This is a genomic window from Nocardia sp. NPDC058176 (assembly GCF_042883805.1).
In the GTDB taxonomy this organism is placed as follows: Bacteria; Actinomycetota; Actinomycetes; order Mycobacteriales; family Mycobacteriaceae; genus Nocardia.
Genome location: NZ_JBHVVA010000007.1, coordinates 217,969 through 236,971 on the forward strand (window position 1 = coordinate 217,969; position 19,003 = coordinate 236,971).

2 protein-coding genes are annotated in these 19,003 nt (G+C 71.4%); both read right to left on the bottom strand.

The genetic code is table 11. The annotated features are described in order from the left end of the window. Positions 1–37: 37 nt before the first annotated feature. Positions 38–1,060 (bottom strand): alpha/beta hydrolase, encoded by a 1,023-nt coding sequence (locus ACFVVM_RS29120; protein ID WP_387625057.1) that lies wholly within the window; start codon positions 1,058–1,060, stop codon positions 38–40. Between the two features lie 181 nt (positions 1,061–1,241). Next, positions 1,242–18,977 (bottom strand): amino acid adenylation domain-containing protein, encoded by a 17,736-nt coding sequence (locus ACFVVM_RS29125; RefSeq protein WP_387624787.1) that lies wholly within the window; start codon positions 18,975–18,977, stop codon positions 1,242–1,244. Between the last annotated feature and the right edge of the window lie 26 nt (positions 18,978–19,003).

Here is a 19,003-nt window from a genome sequence, read left to right on the forward strand (position 1 = left end):
TGGATCGCAACCGGGGCGGTCTCGTCGAGCGGGGGAACTACAGGCCGAGACCGCGAGCCAGGGTCGGCCACGACAGCTTCAGCTCGTCCTTCCAGTAGCCCCACGAGTGGGTGCCGTTGGGACGGAAGTTGAAGGTGGCCGGGATGCCGAGCTCCTGGAGCCGGTTGGCCAGGTTGTGCGTGCAGTAGTTCGTGCCCGCCTCGATGATGCCGCCGATGACGATCTGGTTGGCCAGACCGTAGGCGCCGGGCAGCGCGTACTCACCGTCGAGGGTGTCGTACGGGCCGGGCAGGCCGTTGCCGCTGGAGATGTAGAGATCCAGACCGCGCAGCCCCTCGGCGTTGACGTAGGGGTCGTTCTTGACCCACTCCTCCGAGCCCTGCGGGCCCCACATGTTCATGGTGTCGCCGCCGCCCCAGGTCTCGACCGTGACCTTGACGAACTCCGAGCCGATCGGATCGGAGGTCTGCGCGCAGCCGGAGTAGGCCGCCGCGGCCTTGTACAGACCCGGCTTGGCGATGGGCAGCGCGAGCACGGTGGTGCCCGAGGTGGACAGGCCGGCGATGGCGTTCACGCCGTTGGTGCCCAGCGCACCGTCGACCAGCGGGGGCAGCTCCTCGGTGAAGAAGGTCTTCCACTTGTTGCGGCCGACGACCGGGTCGTCGTGCAGCCAGTCGGTGTAGTAGCTCCAGGCGCCGCCGATCGGCTGGATGACGTTGACGTTCTTGTCGCCGAGGAATTCGAGCGCGTCGGTCTTGGCGACCCAGGACGCCGAATCCTCGCCGCCGCCCGCACCGTTGAGCAGGTACAGGGTGGGGCGCGGGACCGAGGCGTCGGCCGGGCGCTGCACGTCGACGATGATGTTCTGGTCCATGGCCGCGGAGTACACGTGCAGCCGCAGGCTGCGCGAGTCCTTCACCTCGGCCTTGACGATCCGGGAACCGTCCGGGGCCACGGGATTGGCGAGCAAGCTGCCGGAATCGATGATCGGGTCAGCGGAGGCGGGTGCGACACCGATACCGGACATCAATCCGGTCGCCACTGCCACTGCCGCGATCATCGCCGCGGCTCGGGAGCCACGACGCCGGGTGTGCCGACGGATCAATTTCGCACCTTCGCTTCGTCTCGAATTCCGACCAGGTAGTTACACCACGCCAGACCATACGTGTTATGCGGTTGGTACAACAGCGGTAATCGTCACAACAGTGCGGTCACATCATGCCCCACCCGCACCAGGGCTGTCATCGCGCCCCGGTCTGCCGGTCGCCCGCGTCGAGCAATTCGGCCAGCCGCGGACCGATCTCGGCCAGCGCCTGGGGCGAGGTCATCTGATCATGCACCACCGCGACCGGCCGATCGTGGATCTCGCCGTCGACATACGGAGCCCAATTACGCGCCGCCGTCTCGTGTCCGAGCGCGCTGAAGTACTCGAGCCTGCCGCGGAACACCGCGGGCCGGTGCTCGGCGATCAGCTCGGCCGAGCGCACGGCGCTGCGATAGATCCGGCGCACCCGTTCCGGGGTGAGCACGGCCATGTTGGCCGGGATGATCGCGTGCAGGGCTGCCAGCCCGTCCTCGCTGAGCTCGCGCACGCCCGCGGTGGGCAGCGCGGCGCTGATGTCGACGCCGAGTTCGGCGAGCGCGTCGCGCACCGCGGTGTGGAAATCGGGGACGTCGATGTCGGGGTGCGAATCGAGCATGGCCAGCAGCGAGACCCGCTCCCCCGCCGCCTGCAGCTCGGTGGCGACGGCGTGGGCGAGCACACCGCCCAGCGACCAGCCCATCAGCCGGTACGGGCCGTGCGGCTGCTCGGCCCTGATCTCGGCGGCGTAGCGGCGCGCCATCTCGGCGAGCGTGCCGGGCAGGTAGCCCGCCTCGCTCAGCGCGGGTGACTGCAGGCCGAAGATCGGCCGTCGCGCGGGGATGTACTGGGCCAGGCCGGCGTAGCACCAGGACAGGCCGTACATCGGGTGGATGCAGAACAGCGGGCCACCGGCCTCGGTGCCGTGCGGCACCCGGTTGCGGATGGTCAGCAATACGCCGAGGGCGTCGTCGGATTCGAGGTCGTAGTCGCCGGTGCCCGCCTGGGTGGCGTCGATCCGGGCGGCCAGTGCCTCGACGGTGGCGTCGGTGAAGAACCACTGCACCCGCACCTCGGCGCCGATCCTGGTGCGCAGCCTGCTGATCGCCTTGGTGGCCACCAGCGAGTTGCCGCCGAGTTCGAAGAAGTCGTCGTCGAGGCCGACCTTGCCCGCGCCGAGCACGTCGGCGTAGACCTCGGCCACCGCGCGCTGCAGCGGAGTGGTCGGCGGCCGGTAGGGGCGGGTGGTGACGGCGGGGACCGGCAGCGCCTTGCGGTCGAGCTTGCCGCTGGCGTTGAGTGGCAGCGCCGGGAGGGTGACCAGGGTCGAGGGAACCATGTAGGCGGGCAGCGCCGCGCGGACGTGCGCGAGCAGGACGGTCTCGTCGACGGTGGTGACGCCCGCGGCGATCGAGTACCCCGCTCGGTGCGCGGCGCCGGCGTCCGTATTCGGCCCGGTACCGACCGGATGTCCGAAGGCACGGTTGTCGGCCGTGTGCCCGCGGGCGGGCTCGGGCGCCTCGACCGGCACGACATAACCGACCAGCCGGTCACCGGTCGAGCCGTGCACGAGCGCGACGGCGGCGTGGCGGACCGCGGGATGTTCGCGCAGGACCGCCTCGACCTCGCCGAGTTCGATCCGCTGCCCGCGCAGCTTCACCTGGAAGTCGCTGCGCCCCAGGTATTCCAGGCTCTTGTCGGCGGTCCAGCGGACCACGTCACCGGTGCGGTAGAGCCGGCCGCCACCGGAGTGCGCGACGAACCGTTCGGCGGTGAGCGCCGGTGCGCCCAGATAGCCGCGGGCCAGCTGCACGCCTTCGAGGTACAGCTCCCCCGCCGTGCCGGGCGGCACCGGCCGCAGCTGACGATCGAGCACGTGCACCCGCGTGTTGGCGACGGGCGCGCCGATCGGAATGCTCACGGCCGCAGCTGGTTCGGCCGGTGCCGCGGTGACGACGGTGGCCTCGGCGGGCCCGTACCAGTTGATCAGCTCGACTCCGGCCAGGGCCTGACCGAAGCGGCGCGCGGTCGACGAGGACAGCGCTTCACCGGCGGCGAAGACCCTTCGCAGCGAGGGGAATTCGGTGCTGCCGGATTCGGCGAGGAAGGCGTCGAGCATGGACGGCACGAAATGCACCGTGGTGACGGCACGTTCGGCGATCACCCGGGCCAAGTAGGCCGGATCACGGTGACCGTCGGGTTCGGCGATCACGACGGTCGCGCCGGTCTGCAGGGGCCACAGCAGTTCCCAGGTGGAGATGTCGAAGGTGACCGGGGTCTTGTGCAGCACCACGTCGCCGGGGCCGTGCGGGTAGGTGCGCTGCGCCCAGCGGAACTGGTTCACCAGCTGCCGGTGGGTGAGCATGACGCCCTTGGGGATGCCGGTGGAGCCGGAGGTGTGGATGACGTAGGCGAGTTCGTCCGGTCGCGGTGCGGCGAAGCCGGTGACCGATTCCGTTGCCAGCGTGTCGATCTCGACGACCGGCGCGCCCGCACCCGTGCCGAACCCGGTCGTGCTGGTGGTCAGCACACAGACGGGCGCGGCGGCGGTGAGTACGCGTTCGGTGCGCTCGGCCGGGTGATCCGGGTCCACCGGGACGTAGGCCGCGCCGGTGCGCAGGACGGCGTAGATCGCGGTCACCAGGTCGATGCCGCGCCGCATCGCGATCGCGACCAGCTGGTCCGGGCCCGCGCCGTGTGCGCGCAGGCCGGTGGCGAGCTTGCGCGAGCGTTCGTCGAATTCGGCGTAGGTGTAGGCGGTTTCGCCGTCGACGAGCGCGGTGGCGTTGGGGGTGCGGGCCACCTGCGCGTCGAACAGCGACAACAGCGTCGCCTCGTCGAGCAGTTCCGGCGCGTCGGTGGCGTTCACCGCGGCCAGGGTGGCGCGTTCCTCGGCCAGCAGGACGTCGATCTCGGCGAGGCGGGCCTGCGGGTCGCCGGTGAACCGGGCCAGCAGCATCGACAGGCGCTGGGCCAGCGCGATCGCGGTGTCGGCGCCGAACACATCGCGCAGGTACTTCACCGAGACCCGCAGCTGTCCGTCGGCGACGACCTGCACGGTCAGCGGGTAGTGGGTGCCGTTGGCGGCGTCCATCCCGGTGACCGCGGCCGACCCGGACGCGGCCTGTGCCAGGCCCGCCCGGTCGACGGGGAAGGACTCGAAGACCACGAGCGAGTCGAACAGTGCGTCGATCCCGGCGATCTCCTGGATCTCGCCGAGGCCGAGGTAGTGGTGATCGAGCAGCGCGGCCTGATCGTCCTGCAGCCTGCGCAGCAATTCGGCGATGGTGTCACCGGGACGCACCCGTACCCGGACCGGGATGGCGTTGAGGAACAACCCGACCATGCGTTCCACGCCCGCGAGTTCGGCGGGCCTGCCGGAGACGGTGGCGCCGAACACCACGTCGTCGCGGTCGACCAGGCGCGCGATGAGCAGACCCCACGCGGCCTGGACCACGGTGTTGACGGTGACGCCGAGACCGGCGGCGAGTTCGCTCAGCGCGGTGGTGTCGGCCGGGGAGAGCTCGAAGCCGGTTTCGCCGGTGCCCGTGGCGATTTCGCGGCCCTGGTCGACCGGGGCGAGCGGGGTGGGCTCGGCCAGGCCGGTGAGCGCGGTGCGCCAGGCTTGGCGGGCGGCGTCGAGATCCTGCTCGACCAGCCAGGCGAGGTAGTCGCGGTAGGGCGCCGGTTTGGGCAGGCGCCTGCTGCGGCCGCCGACGGCGTAGGCGGTGAGCAGTTCCTGCAGCAGCAGCGGGGTCGACCAGCCGTCGATCAGGATGTGATGGCTGGTGACCAGCAGGTGCGCGCGTCCTGGTGTGCGTACCAGGGTGAAGCGCAGCAGCGGGGCGGTGGCCATGTCGAAATGCGTGGCCAGGTCGGCGGTTCGGATGCGCTGGTAGGTGTCGTCGTCGGCGTCGATGACCTGCCACGGCACGTCGATGTCGTCGACCACCACCTGCAGCGGGGTGCCCGCGGCGTCGGTGGCGAAGGCGACGCGCAGGTTGTCGTGCCGGTCGAGCACGGCCTGGGCGGCCTGGTGCAGGCGCTCGTCCTCGACGGCCGGGTCGAGGTCGAGGACGAACTGGGTGATGTAGGGGTCCACGGAGTGCTCGGCGAGCAGCGCGTGGAACAGCATGCCGGACTGCAGCGGGGTCACCGGCCAGACATCGCTGAGCAGCGGGTAGCGGCGGACCAGGCGGGTCAGTTCGGTCTGGCCGAGGCGGACGAGCGGGAAGTCCGAGGGGGTGAATCCGCCCGCGCCGGGGCGCAATCCGTGTTCGGCGAGGCCGCCGAGCGCGCGGATCCAGTGTTCGGCGAAGGCCTTGACCGCGTCGGCGGTGAGGACGGCGGTGGCGTAGTCGAAGCGCACGACCATGCCGTCGTCGGTGGCGTCGACGGTGAGGACCAGCGCCAGATCGTCGGCGGACACGTCGGTGTGCACCCTGGCCGGGCGCAGGTCGCGGAAGTGCACGGCGAAGCGGCCACGATCGAGGGCGCGCACGCTGTCGGCGGCCTCGGTGTCGAGGTAGCGCAGCAGCCCGAATCCGGCGCCGTGGGCGGGCACCGCGCGCCGCAGTTCCTTGATCTGGGCCAGTGCCGCACCGGCGGCCGGGCCGCCGACGAGCGCGTCGGCGATGTCGACGCCGTCCAGGCGCAGGGCGAGGGGGTAGTCGGTGGTGAAGCCGCCGACGACGTTCTCCGCGTCGGACCTGCCGAGCAGGCGCTGATCGGCGCGCAGCCGGACCACGGTGCCGATCGCCCTGGCCGCGTCGGAGTCGGCGGCGGTGTGCAGGGCGATCGCGGCGGCGGTGAGGGCGACCTCGTCGACGGTGGCGTGATAGGCCTCGGCGACGGTGCCGACCGCGGCTGTGCCCTCGCCGGTGATGCTCAGCGAGACCCGGTTGCGCTGTCGCAGATCGGCGGATTCGTCGGCCCTGGAACGAATCGCGCGGTGCCAGTACTCGCGTTCGGCGCGTGCCTTGACGGTGGCGGGGTAGTCGGCGAGCCTGCGCACCAGGTCGCCGAGCCCGGCATCGGGGGCGGCGGGTGCGGCGTGGCGGCCGCGGCTCCACGCGGTGGTGAGCTGGTCGATCACCGCGCGCCAGGAGACCTCGTCCAGGACAAGGGCATTCGCGACCACGACCAGGGTCGAGGACCTGGTGCCGTCGCCGGTGAGGACGAAGTGGATGTTGCGGCCTTCGTCCGGGTCGAGCGCGGCGGCGGCCGCGGCGACGATGTCGTCGATCGGGAGCGAGGCCTCACCGTCGGCGGCGTCGAGCCTGCGGAAGGCGTCGCCGGTGCGTTCCTCGGGCGGCGGGATGCGCAGCACCGGGGTGTCGCCGGTGCGGTCGAGCAGGGCCCACAGCATCGGATGCTGGTTCATCACCGCGGCGGCGACGGTGCCGACGGCCTCGTCGGGGCAGTCCGCGGGGACTTCGAGCAGCACCGCGCGTGGTTCCACCGCGGCCTGGCCCGCCTCGATCAGGGCGGCCGCGGTGGCGGTGAGCGGCAGCGCGGCGGGGCCGACGGCGGCGTCGGCGGTGAGTTCGGCGCGGGCGGCCAAAGCCGCGACGGTGCGGGCGTCGAACAGATCGCGCGGGCGCAGCGTCACGCCGACCGCGCCGGCGCGCGAGACCACCTGGATGGCGGTGATGCTGTCGCCGCCGAGGGCGAAGAAGTCGTCGTCGAGGCCGACCCGGTCGCGGCCGAGGACCTCACCGATCACCCGGGCGACGGCGCGTTCGGCCCGGGTCCGGGGCGGACGGTGCTCGCCGCGCGCGGCGGTCGGATCCGGCAGGGCGCGCCGGTCCAGCTTGCCCGCGGGGGTCAGCGGCAGTTCGTCGAGGACGACGATGGCGGCGGGCACCATGTAGTCGGGCAGTACCTGCGCGGCCAGCGCGGTCAGCTCGGCGGTGTCGAGGCGCTCCCCCGGCTCGGCCAGCACATACGACACCAGCATCGTCGCGCCGCTGTCGGTGTCGCGGCCGAGGGTGTTCACCCAGGCGACACCCGGTGCGGCGGCCAGCACGGCGTCGATCTCGCCGAGTTCGATGCGGAGGCCCCGGATCTTGACCTGGAAGTCGTTGCGGCCCACGAACTCCAGGACATCGCCGCGACGGCGGACCAGGTCGCCGGTGCGGTAGAGCCGCGCGCCGGGGGCGGTGGTCGAGGGGGTGGATCCGGCCGCCGCGGATACGGCCGTGGTCGCCGAACGAACGGATGCCGTGGCCGAAGGGCTGGACGCCGAGGACGCGGGTGCGATGGTCAAGTGGTTCGACCGGGCCGCCGAGGAGGCGGACGTGGTGGCCGGTGTCGCCGAAGTGGCCGAGGATGTGTCCGCCGAGCGGGTGGACGCAATGGACAAGGGCGCGGACATGTCCGCTGAGGGGCGCGCATCGGGCAGTGGGAACGGGTCGGCGATGAAGCGGGCGGCGGTGAGGCCGGGGCGGTCGTGGTAGCCGCGGGCCAGTTGAATGCCGCCGAGGTAGAGCTCGCCGGTGACGCCGTCGGGAACCGGGCGCAGTCGCGAGTCGAGGACCAGTGCGCGGACGCCGCGGATCGGGCCGCCCATATGCACCGCTTCGCCGGGGAGGAGCGGTGCGCTGATGGTGGTCATGATCGTGGTCTCGGTGGGGCCGTAGCCGTTGTGGAAGTGCCGCTGCGGCAGGGTGTTCCAGCGGGCGGCGAGGTCGGCGGGCACGTGTTCGCCACCGACGACCAGCGCGCGCAGGCCGGGGACGCTCTCGGGGTCGAGGGTCGCCAGGACTGTGGGCGTGAGGAAGGTGTGGGTCACCCCTTCCTCACGGATCAGCTCGGCGAGTTCGGCACCGCCGACCGAACCGGCCGGTGCCACCACCAGGGTGCCCGCGCCGCCGAGGGCGAGCAGCAGTTCCAGCATGGACGCGTCGAACGAGGGTGAGGCGAAAGCCAGTGCGCGCGAGGTGGAGTCGAGCCGGTAGCGGTCCTTCTGCTCGGCGCAGAAGTTGGCGAGTCCGGCGTGGGTGACCACGACGCCCTTGGGCAGTCCGGTCGAGCCGGAGGTGTAGATCATGTAGGCGGCGTTGCCGGTGCGCGGCTGGGCGCGCAATTCGATCTCGCGCAGGCTCACCGAGGCGTATCCGGCCACCTCCGCGGTGAACGCGGTGTCGTCGAGCGCGAGCCAGTCGCCCTCACCCGACAGCGTTGGCAGTCCGGCGAGTTCGGCGCCGAGGGTGACGCCGAAGACGGCGCCGGAGTCGGCGACCATGTGCCGGATCCGCTCGGCGGGGTAACCGGGGTCGATCGGCACGATCACCGCGCCGGTGCGGGCGATGGCCCACACGGCGAGCACCGATTCGGGTGAGCGCCGGATCGCCACGGCGACAGCGGCTTCCGGACCGGCACCGCGAGCGATCAGGCCGCGGGCCAGCTGGTTGGCCGCGGCGTCGAGATCGGCGTAGGTGAATCCGCGACCGTCGCCGCGGACCGCGAGGCCGGTGGGGTTGGCCCGCACGGCCGCGTCCATGAGCTGCGAGAGCGTGCGTTCCGGCTCGGCGGCGGGACCGGCGAAGGTGGTCTGGGCGGTGAATTCGGCCGGAGCGAGCAGGTCGATGTCGCCGACGGTGGTCGCGGGGTCCGCGGTGACGGCGGTCAGTACCCGCGTGAACCGCGCGGCGAAACCGTCGATGGTCGCGGCGTCGAACAGATCTGTGGCGTAGGTGAATTCGGCGTGGATGCCACCGTTGCCGGGGAGTTCGCGCAGGGTGAGCAGCAGGTCGAACTTGGCCTCGGCGGTGCGGGCGTCGAGCGCGCCGACGGTGATGCCGGGCAGTTCGAGCGCGACCGGGGCGAGGTTCTCGAACGACAGCGCCACCTGGAACAGCGGATGCCTGCCCGCCGAACGCGCGGGCTGGACCGCGTCGACCACCCGCTCGAACGGGACATCGGCGTGGGCGAAGGCGCGCAGGTCGGTGTCGCGAGTCCGCGTGAGCAGGTCGGTGAACGGCGCGTCCTCGTCGACCCGGCTGCGCAGGACCAGGGTGTTGACGAACATGCCGATCAGCTCGTCGAGTTCGCGCGCACCACGCCCCGCGATGGGCGTCCCGATCGCGACATCGTCGACCCCGCCGAGCCGGGCGAGCAGCACCGCGAGCGCGGCCTGAACCACCATGAACACGGTGACGCCCTCGGCCCTGGCCAGCGCGGCCAGCTCACTGTGCAGCGCGGCATCGATCTCGAACCCGCTCATCGCACCCGCGAACGACTGCACCGCAGGCCGTGGCCGGTCACTGGGCAGCGCGATCTCCTCGGGCAGCCCGGCCAGTTCTTCACGCCAGTAAGCCAGCTGGGCGGCAGCCGGGGACGCCGGGTCACCTTCGTCCCCGAGTGAGTCCCGTTGCCACACCGCGTAATCGGCGTACTGCAGCGGCAGCGGTGACCAGGCGGGCGGTGCACCCGCCGTGCGCGCGGTGTAGGCGAGCACCAGGTCCCGGGTGAGCGGTCCCATGGAGAAACCGTCAGCGCTGATGTGATGCGCGACGAAGACCAGCACATGGTCCTCGGCACCGAGCCGAAGCAACCGCAACCGCACCGGCGGTTCAGCGGTGACATCGAACCCGACACCGACCGTCCGACGCACTTCCTCGATCAGAGCCGCGGGGACCTCGTCAAAACCGGCGTCGGAACCACGCCCATCAGTGGCCAGACCACTGGCGGCAACAGCGGGCACGCCGGAACCCGACGCGACACCACCACGCCTGTCGGTGGTCGAATCGCCAAGGGGTTCAGCAGTACCGGAGGCAGCGACGCCAAAGGCATAGTTGGCCGAATGACTGGCAGGGGTATCGAAACCTGATCCAGTCTGGTGAGGTGCGTCGGCCGTCGAGCTGTGACGGGGACGGCCGAAGTCGGCGGCGGCGCGAGGTGCGTCGCCCCAAGCTCCGTCGCCCCGAGGTGTGTCGGCGCGGGGCGCGTCTGCACGGGCCACGTCGGCGCGAGCCACGTCGGCACGGAGCGCGTCGTTGTCGGCCGAGAGGGCGATCGGGACCGGGGTCAGGTCGATGCGGACGGCGCTCGGGGCGAGGACTTCCTGTTCCGGGCCGTCGCCGTGGTCGGGGTAGCGGGTGCGTAGGACCTCGTGGCGGGCGAACAGGTCGGCGACGGCGAGGGTGAGGGCCTCGACGTCGAGGGTGCCGGTGAGGCGGATGGCGGCGGGGATGTTGTAGACGGTGGCTTCGGGGTCGAGTTGGTTGAGCAGCCACATCCGGTGCTGGGCGAGCGACAGCGGGACGTGGTCGGGGCGTGGGCCCGCGACCAGCGGCAGGGCTGCGGTGGCGTCGGAGCGGTGTACGCGCAGGGCCAGGTCGGTGACGGTCGGGGCCTCGAACAGGAGGCGGACGCCGACGGTGCGGTCCAGTGCGGTGCCGATCCGGGCGGCGGCCCTGGTGGCGAGCAGGGAGTTGCCGCCGAGGGCGAAGAAGTCGTCGTCGGCGCCGACGGTGTCGACCTCGAGGATCTCCGCGTACACACCGGCGATCAGCTGTTCGGTGGGGGTCGCGGGCGCGCGGAAGGTCGCGGCCCCGAAAACCGGTGCGGGCAGGGCATTGCGGTCGAGTTTGCCGTTGACGGTGCGCGGCAGGACGTCGAGGACGACGAAGACATCGGGCACCAGATAGGCGGGCAGTGTCTCGCGCAGCGCGGACTTGGCCTGTGCGACATCGAGTCCGGTGCCAACCACATAGGCGACCAGCCGATCACCAAGGTGCGCGTCGGCGCGGGCCAGCACCGCGACCTCGACCACCTCGGGCAGCGCGAGCAAGGCCGCCTCGACCTCACCGGGCTCCACCCGGAAGCCACGAACCTTCACCTGGAAGTCGGTGCGGCCCAGGTAGTTCAGCTCACCACCCACCGTGCGACCAGCAGCACCAACCGCGATGCCACCCGCAGTGCCGCCCGCGGCAGCGCCCACAACGTCACCGGCAGTGCCGCCCGCGGCAGCGCCCACGACGTCACCGGCGGCGCCGCCCGCGGCAGCGCCCACGACGTACACCGCGCTGCGCGTGACGAGGTCACCGGTGCGGTACATCCGCGCACCGGGCTCGAAGGGGTCGGCGACGAACCGCTCGGCGCTCAGCGCGGCCTTGCGGAGGTAGCCGCGCGCCAGCTGAACGCCCGCCAGGTACAGCTCACCCCGAACCCCGGGGGGAACCGGGCGCAGCCGCTCGTCGAGGACGTAGACCCGGCTGTTCCACTCGGGCGTACCGATCGGCACACTCAGCACATCCGCCGAGGTCACCCGGTGATCGGTGATCGACACCGCCGCCTCGGTGGGCCCGTATAGATTGTCGATCCTGGTGCCGGGCAGCGCCTTCAACAGCCGCTGCGCCAACGCCCCCGGCAGCGCCTCGCCGATCGCCAGAATGCGCACCAGCGGCCGCGCCGAACTCGACCGCTGCACCGACACTTCCGCCAGCGGCGAAGACGACGCTCGCGCCGAATGCCGCGACAGCCCTTGCGCGGACGTCGGCGACAACAACTCGCTCGACACCGCGCTTCGCGGCGAAACCTGAGCGGGCGCGGAAGGCGATGGCTCTCCCTGTGCCGCGATACGCGCGGGGGCCGGCGATGACGACTCGGACTGTGCCGAATTCCCCGGCAGCGCAGGCGATGACGACTCACCCAGTGCCGACGACGGGCGGGAGTCCCAGTAGCCGACCAGCGTGTCGAGCAGCGACGGCACCGCCGTCAAGGTCGTCACCCCGGCATCGGCGATGAGCGCATCGAGGTAGGCGGGGTCCCGGTGACCATCGGGTGCGGCGATCACCAGTCGCCCACCGCACACGGCGGCGGACCAGAACTCCCACACCGACAGGTCGAACGTGGCAGGCGTCTTCAGCAGGAACACATCGGCGGCATCCGTGCCGAATTCACCACGCAACCACTGCAACTGGTTGACCACGGACGCGTGGGACACCGCAACGCCCTTGGGCCGACCGGTCGAGCCGGAGGTGAAGATGACGTAGGCGGTGTTGTCCGGGTGCAGGGGCGCACGGCGGTCGGCGTCGGTGATCGGCGCGGGATCGGCGGACTCGATGGCCGGGTGATCCACGCGCACCACCGGCGCGGCATCGGTGCGGAAACCATTGCTGAGCACGCAGATCGGGGCAGCGGTGTGCAGGATGTAGTCGGTGCGATCGGCGGGCTGATCGGGGTCGATCGGCACATACGCGCCACCGGACCTGGTGACCGCGAACATGGCGACGACGAGATCGATCGAGCGCGGCAGGGCCAGCGCGACCAGTGATTCGGGACCGACACCGAGCGAGATCAGGTGGCGGGCAAGACGGTTCACCCGCGCCTCGAACGCGGCGTAGGTGATCTCGAGCCGACCCTCGGGCAGATCGGCCACCAGCGCGACGGCTTCAGGCCTGGCATGCAGTGGCAAGTCTGCCAGCGTGCCACCGGGCACGGCGAGATCGGCAGCACCACTGGTGATCTCGGAATCCCGCTCAGCAAGGGTGCGCAGGTCGACATCCCCGACGACCACGCCGGGCTCCCGCACCACGGCGTCCAGCAGCAGACCCAGCCGATCGGCGAAGGCCGCCACGGTCTCGGCGTCGAACAGATCGGTGGCGTAGGTGAAGAAGCCCTCGATGCCGGTGGGGGTGCCATCGGCGGCGTACCCGTCACCGACGATCAGGTGCAGATCGAATTGCGACACAGCCAGATCCGCCGACACCGGCGCGATCCGCAGTCCGGGCAGCTCGAGTGCGGCACGGTCGACGTTCTGGAACGACAGACCCACCTGGAACAGCGGATGCCGCGCGGTGGACCGCGGCGGATCCAGCACCTCGACGAGCCGCTCGAACGGCACGTCGGCGGCGGCGAAGGCGGCCAGGTCGGCGGCGCGTTGGGCCGCGAGCAGGTCGGTGAAAGCGGTGCCGCCGTCGTAACGGGTGCGCAGGACGACGGTGTTGACGAACATGCCGATCAGATCGTCGAGCTCACGTTCGCCACGACCGGCGACGGGAGTACCCACCGCCACGTCGGCGGTACCGGCCAGCCGCGCGAGCAACACGGCGAAAGCGGTGTGCAGCACCATGAACACGGTCGCGCCGCTGTCCTTGGCGATCCGGGCCAGCCCGGCGTGGGTGGCCGCGTCGACGCGCACCGGCACCCGCCCGCCGAGCAGCGAGGCGACGGCGGGTCGTGGCCGGTCGGTGGGCAGTTCGAGCAGGTCGGGCAGCCCGGACAGTTCGTCGCGCCAGAACGAGATCTGCTGGGCGGCGGTCGATTCGGCTTCGTCCTCGGCGCCGAGCCGATCCAGCTGCCACAGTGCGTAGTCGGCGTACTGCACCGGCAGCGCGGCCCAGCCAGGCGCCCGGCCCGCGGCCCGGGCCAGGTAGGCGGTGGTCACATCGCGCACCAGCGGCGGCATGGACGACGCGTCGGCGGCGATGTGGTGCACCACGACGGCGAGCACGTACTCAGTGGGCGCGTCCGGGCCGACACCGGTGATGTCGAGCAGCCGGACCCGCAGCGGCACCTCGGCGGTGACGTCGAACGCCGTCGCGGCGAGCGTCCCAACCTGCTCGACCAGCTCGGCCGGGTCCACGCGGTGCACGGACACATCGAGGTCGACCTCATCGGCGGGCAGGACCCGCTGGGTCGGCCCGTCCCCGGTATCGGGGTAGATCGTGCGCAGCACCTCGTGCCGAGCCAGCACATCCCGCAGCGCGGCACCGAGCGCCACCACATCGAGACTGCCGGTCAGCCGCAGCGCGAACGGCAGGTTGTAGGCGGCAGCACCCTCGCCACCGCCCTGATCGAACCGGTTGAGGAACCACATGCGCCGCTGCGCGGGCGAGAGCGGCAGCTCATCGGGCCGCTCCAGCGTGCCGAGCCCGCTGGTGGACGCGGTGGCGCCCTCGGGATCGAGCACGGCGGCCAGTCCGGCGACGGTCGGCGTCTCGAACAGCGTCCGCACCGCGACCCGCTCACCGGTCGCCGCACCGAGCCGGGCGACGAGCCGGGTGGCGATCAGCGAGTTGCCACCGAGCGCGAAGAAATCATCATCGGCGCCGATGTCGTTGCGGCCGAGCACTTCACCGAACAGCTCGGCGACCAGCCGCTCCTGCGCGGTGCCCGGCGCCCGGAAGGCGCGGGCGGTGAACCGCGGCGCGGGTAGCGCCTTGCGGTCGAGCTTGCCGCTGGCATTGAGCGGCAGCTCGTCGAGCACCGTGATCGAGGCCGGAACCATGTAGACCGGAAGGGTTTTCGACACGGCGGCCTGCAACCGGTCCGGATCGGCCGCGAAGCCGGGCCCGGGCACGACATAGGCGACCAGCTGATCACCGAGTTCGGTCGCGACGACCAGCGCCACCGCCTGGCTCACGGATTCGTGCCCGAGCAGCGCGGTCTCGATCTCACCGAGCTCGATGCGCTGCCCACGGAACTTCACCTGGAAGTCGATGCGCCCCAGGTAATCCAGCCGATGCGGCGCGCTCGCGGTGGGACGTCGCCACACCACCAGATCGCCGGTGCGATACATCCGCTCCCCACCGCCGAACGGGTTCGCGACGAACCGATCCGCGGTGAGCCCCGGTCGCGCGACATAGCCGCGCGCGAGCTGATCACCCGCGAGATAGAGCTCACCCGCGATCCCGGGCGGCACCGGCCGCAGCCGCGAATCCAGCACGTAGACCCGGGTGTTCCACTGCGGCAAGCCGATCGGCACGGTCCGCGCACCCGCGCGGGCGGGCCAGTAGGTGACCGACACGGCGGCTTCGGTGGGCCCGTAGAGGTTGTGCAGGCGCGCCGAGCTCACGGCGGCCATGGCGTCGACGGTCTCCGGCGGCAGCGCCTCACCGATGACGAACACCTCGCGCAGCGACGGCAGACTGCCCGGCGCGGCGTTGGCGGCGAACACGGTGAGCATCGACGGCACGAAATCGGTGACGGTGACGCGATGTTCGGCGATCAGCTCGATCAGATACGCCGGATCACGATGCCCGTCCGGGCTGGCAAGCACCAGCTTCGCACCGACCCGCAGCGGCATGAAGTAGCCCCACAGCGACACGTCGAAGGTGGTCGCGGTCTTCTGCAGGTACACATCACCCAGTGCCAGTGGGTATTTCGCCAGCATCCACACCAGCTGGTTGTGGATCGCCGTGTGCGAGATCGCGACACCCTTGGGCTTACCGGTGGATCCGGAGGTGAAGATGACATAGGCCGGGTGCTCGGCACGCAGCGGCGCGCGCAGCTCCGCGGGGCGCACCGGGTCCGTCGGCACACCGCGCAGATCGAGTTCGTCGAGCAGCAGCAGATCCGTGCCCGCTGGCACCTCGATCGCGTCGGCGCGGGTGCTCAGCACGCAGGCGGGCCGGGCGGTGTCGAGGATGTAGGCGATGCGCTCGGCCGGATGATCGGGGTCGAATGGCACATAGGCACCACCGGCGGTGAGCACCGCGTACATGCCGATGACCAGCTCGGGTGAGCGCCGAATGGCAAGGCCGACAAGCCCTTCCGGCCCGACTCCGGCTTGGATCAGCAGCCGGGCGACGGCATTGACCCGCTCGTCGAACTCCCGGTAGGTCAGCTCCGTGCCCTCGTAGACGAGAGCGGTGGCGTCCGGATGCGCCTGGACCGCACGGCGATACGCGTCCAGCATCAGCTCCGGCGGCACCGGATGACCGGTGCCGTTCCAGGCCACCAGGGTCTGTTCGCGTTCGGCCGGGGTGAGCAGATCGATGTCGGCGACCGCGGTGTCGGCCTCGGCGGAGGCCACATCGAGCAGGCGCACGAAGCGGGCGGCCAGCGCGCCGATCGACTCGGCGTCGAACAGATCGGTGGCGTAGGTGAACGACGCGGCCATCGGCTCGGTCGGATCGGCGCCGGGCACGATGGTGAGCTGCAGGTCGAAACGGGCTACCGTGCCACCGAATTCGACCGGCGCGGCATCGAGACCGGGCAGGCGCAGGTTCGGCAGATCCAGGTTCTGGAAGAACAGGGCCACCTGGAACAGCGGGTGATGGGCCTGGGAGCGAACCGGGTCGAGCAGTTCGACCAGCCGCTCGAACGGCAGGTCGGCGTTGGCGAAGGCGGCGATGTCGGCGCGTTTGGTCGCCCGCAGCAGCTCGGCGAAGCTCATCGCCGGATCGATGTGCGAGCGCAGCACCAGCGTGTTGACGAACATGCCGATCAGATCGTCGAGTTCGCGCGCGCCGCGACCGGCCACGGGGGTGCCGATGGCGATGTCGTCGGTGTGCGCGACCCGGCTCAGCAGCACGGCGAACGCGGCGTGCACGACCATGAACTCCGAGGTGCCGCTGCGCTGGGCCAGCGCGGCGAGCGCGGTGTGCACCGACGCGGGGACCTGGAAGCCGAATTCGGCACCGCGCCCGGTGAACACCGGCGGACGCGGGCGATCGGTGGGCAGGTCGAGCCGATCGGGCAGCCCGGACAGTTCGGTGCGCCAGAACGAGATCTGCTGCGCGGCCACCGAATCGGGATCGTCCTCGGCGCCGAGCAGTTCCTGATGCCACAGCGTGTAGTCGGCGTACTGCACCGGCAGCGGCTGCCAGCTCGGCCGCGACCGGTTGCGGCGGGCGAGGTAGGCGCCGAGCAGATCACGCAGCAGCGGGGCGATGGAGGCACCGTCGGCGGTGATGTGGTGCAGCGCCACCGCGAGCACGTGCTCACGCGAACCCAGTTCGGCCAGCGCCACCCGCAGCGGCACGTCCGCGGCCACATCGAAGCCGGTACCGGCGAATTCGGCCAGCCACAGCGGCAATTCGTCCTCGGTGAGGGAATCGAGGAGCACATCGGGCACGGCCTCGGCGATCGGCAGCACCACCTGGTGCCCGACACCGTCGAGCACCGGATACCAGGTGCGCAGCGATTCGTGCCGCGCCACCAGGTCGGCGAGCGCGTGATGCAGGGCGCGCGGATCGAACGGGCCGGTCAACCGCAGCGCGAACGGGATCGTCTCGGCGGTGGAGTTCGGATCGAACTGGTTGAGGAACCACATCCGCCGCTGCGCGGGCGAGAGCGGGATCACCTCGGGTCGCTCGCGGCGCGTCGGCGCGGCCTGCCCGCCCGCGCCCTTGAGCGGCTCGAGCAGTTCGGCCAGCCCGGCGACGGTGGGGCTCTCGAAGAGGTGACCGGCGGGCACCCGCGCGGACAGCTCGGCGCCGAGGCGCGCGGCGGCCTGGGTGGCCAGCAGCGAGTTGCCGCCGAGGGCGAAGAAGTCGTCGTCGGCGCCGATCGGATCGGCCGGGGCGAGCAGCTCGGTGTAGATGTGCGCGACCAGTTCCTCCATCGCACCCGAGGGCGCGCGGAACTCGTTGGCGCGCAGGGTGGGTGCGGGCAGCGCGGCTCGGTCGAGCTTGCCCACGGGGGTGAGCGGGATGGTGTCGAGCACGGTCAGCGCGGTGGGCACCATGTGCGCGGGCAGCCCGGCCTTGGCATGGGCGAGCACCTGGTCGAGGTCGATCCGCGCGCCCGGCGCGGCGTGCACGTAGCCGGCCAGGATCGTGGTGCCGTTGTCGAGTTCGTGCCCGACCGTGACGGCGAAGTCGACGCTGTCGTGCGCGGCCAGCACGGTGTCGATCTCGCCGAGCTCGATCCGGAAGCCACGGACCTTGACCTGGAAGTCGTTGCGGCCCACGTACTCCACGGCACCGTCGACACGCCTGCGCACCAGGTCACCGGTGCGGTACATGCGGCCACCGGCGGGGTCGAACGGATCGGTGACGAACCGTGCCGCGGTGAGCGCGGGCTGCCGGTGATAGCCGCGGGCCAGTTCGTTGCCCGCGATGTAGAGCTCGCCGATCATCCCGTCGGGCACCCGGACGAGCCGTTCGTCGAGCACGTACTGGGTGACCCCGCGCAGCGGCGGACCGATGTTCACGACGTCGCCCGCCATGAGCGGGGCGCTGATGTTGGTGACGATGGTGGTCTCGGTCGGCCCGTAACAGTCGTGGAACCGCCGGGTGCCCGAGGGCAGTTCGGTGGCCCAGCGCCGGACCGCCTCTGGCGGGCACGCCTCGCCGCCCGCGGTGACGACGACCAGCTCGTGCAGGTCGGTCGGATCGATCGAAGCCAGGGCCGCCGCGGTGATGAACATGTGCGTCACCGCTTCGCGACGCAGCACCTCGGTCAGTTCGGCGCCACCGAGGATCCCGGCGGGCACGACCACCATGGTGGCGGCCGCGCCGACCGCCATCAGCAGTTCGAGCACGGCGGCGTCGAAGGACGGCGAGGCGAAATGCAGGGTGCGCGAGGACGATTCGATGCCGTAGTGCGCGCGCTGCTCGGCGCTGTACCCGGCCAGTCCGGCATGGGTCACCACGACGCCCTTGGGCAGGCCGGTGGAGCCGGAGGTGTAGACGACGTAGGCGGGGTGCGTCAGCCGCAGCGGGCGGACCCGGTCAGCGAAGGTGACCGGGTCGCCGGACTGTTCGTCGGCGGCGCGGCGCACCGGCTCGTCGTCGAGGCACAGCCAGTCGACAGTGGCGGGCAGCCGGTTGGCGGCCGAGCCGACCGCGAGGCCGAGGACCGCGCCCGCGTCGGCGAGCATGTGGGTCACCCGTGCGGGCGGGTAGTTCGGGTCGATCGGCATGAAGGCCGCGCCCGCCTTGGTGATCGCCCACATGGCGAGCACCGATTCGGGCGAACGCGGGATGCCGACGGCGACGATGTCCTCGGGACCGATGCCGCGTGCGATCAGCAGCCGGGCCAGCCGGTTGGCGCGTTCGTCGAGTTCGGCGTAGGTCCAGCGCACCGGCACCGACACACCGTCGGACCAGGACAGCGCCAGGCCGCCCGGGTTCGACTCCACCGCCACCGACAGCAACTGCGGCAGCGACTTCCCGCGCTGCCTGGCCCGGGCGCCGGAGGTCCTGCTCGCCCGGGTCACGACAGCGCCCTCCACTCGACGGAGTC